A 1,364-nucleotide genomic window follows, 5' to 3' on the forward strand; every position below is an offset into this window, starting at 1 on the left:
GATCGTGTCCCAGGACGTGGTGTAGCTGGGNTTCATAGCCATCGGTGTTTTCCGGTAGGGTCGGGTTGCTTATAACCAACCTGAAGGACACCACCGATGACCGACGACATGATGAACCTACGCTCACTCGTTGAGAAGAGCGCCGACGCCGATTTGCTGCGGGATATGATCGGCTTTGCCGCCGAGAGGCTTATGGCGCTGGAGGTCGGCACAAAGACAGGCGCGGGATACGGCGAGAAGAATGGCTTTCGACTGGCCCAGCGCAACGGCTATCGCGACCGGGATTGGGAGACACGGGCGGGCACCGTCGAGCTTCGCATTCCCAAGCTTCGCACAGGCAGTTATTTCCCGAGCTTCCTTGAGCCGCGCCGTATGGCGGAGAAGGCCCTGACGGCGGTCATCCAGGAAGCTTATATCCAAGGCATCTCGACGCGCTNCGTCGACGATCTTGTGAAAGCCATGGGCATGTCGGGCATCTCCAAAAGTCAGGTCTCACGGCTTTGCGAGGAAATAGACGACAAGGTCAAAGCCTTCCTCGACCGACCCATCGAGGGCGAATGGCCATACCTCTGGATCGATGCCACTTATCTCAAAGTCAGGCGCGGCGGCCGTATCGTCTCGGTCGCCGCTATTATTGCCGTCGGCGTCAATGCCGATGGACGCCGTGAGGTGCTTGGTCTGGAGATCGGCACATCCGAGGCCGAGCCGATCTGGACCGAGTTCCTGCGCAAATTGTCCCGCCGGGGGTTGAGAGGTGTAAAGCTCGTCGTCTCCGACGCCCATGAGAGCATCAAGATTGCGGTCAGCAAAGTGCTGAATGCGACCTGGCAGCGTTGCCGGGTTCACTTCATGCGCAATGCCCTGGCCCATGCCGGAAAGAGCGGGCGGCGTGTCGTCTCCGCCTTCATCGCCACGGCGTTTGCCCAGGAGACGCCAGAGGCAGCAAGCACCCAGTGGCGCAGCGTTGCCGATCAGATCAGACCGAAGGTTCCCAAGCTCGCCAACCTCATGGACGAGGCCGAGAACGATGTGCTGGCCTACATGACCTTTCCAAAGCAGCATTGGGCCAAGCTCCACTCGACCAATCCCATCGAGCGCCTCAACGGCGAAATCAAGCGACGCACCGAGGTCGTCGGCATATTTCCTAACGATGATGCGATCATCCGGCTCGTCGGCGCGTTGCTGCTCGAACAGAACGATGAGTGGGCCGTTCAACGGGCTCGATACATGACGCTGGAAACCATCGGGCAAATGAGCGATGATCCGCTCATCAGCTTGCCTGCTGTGGCACGCTGACAATCATCCGGCCAAGCCCGGAATACGCCGTGGATGTCATAAGCTACACCACGCTGCGGGACACGATC

1 protein-coding gene is annotated in these 1,364 nt (G+C 59.6%); it reads left to right on the forward strand.

Annotated elements, in window-relative coordinates; all coding sequences use genetic code 11:
* Positions 1 to 96 precede the first annotated feature (96 nt).
* A complete protein-coding gene (locus tag CUC55_RS00040; protein WP_103086616.1) occupies positions 97 to 1,296 on the forward strand; it encodes an IS256 family transposase in 1,200 nt (399 codons plus the stop codon).
* Positions 1,297 to 1,364: the final 68 nt, after the last annotated feature.

Origin of the sequence: Agrobacterium bohemicum (genome assembly GCF_002896715.1) — a bacterium.
GTDB classification, from domain to species: domain Bacteria; phylum Pseudomonadota; class Alphaproteobacteria; order Rhizobiales; family Rhizobiaceae; genus Agrobacterium; species Agrobacterium bohemicum.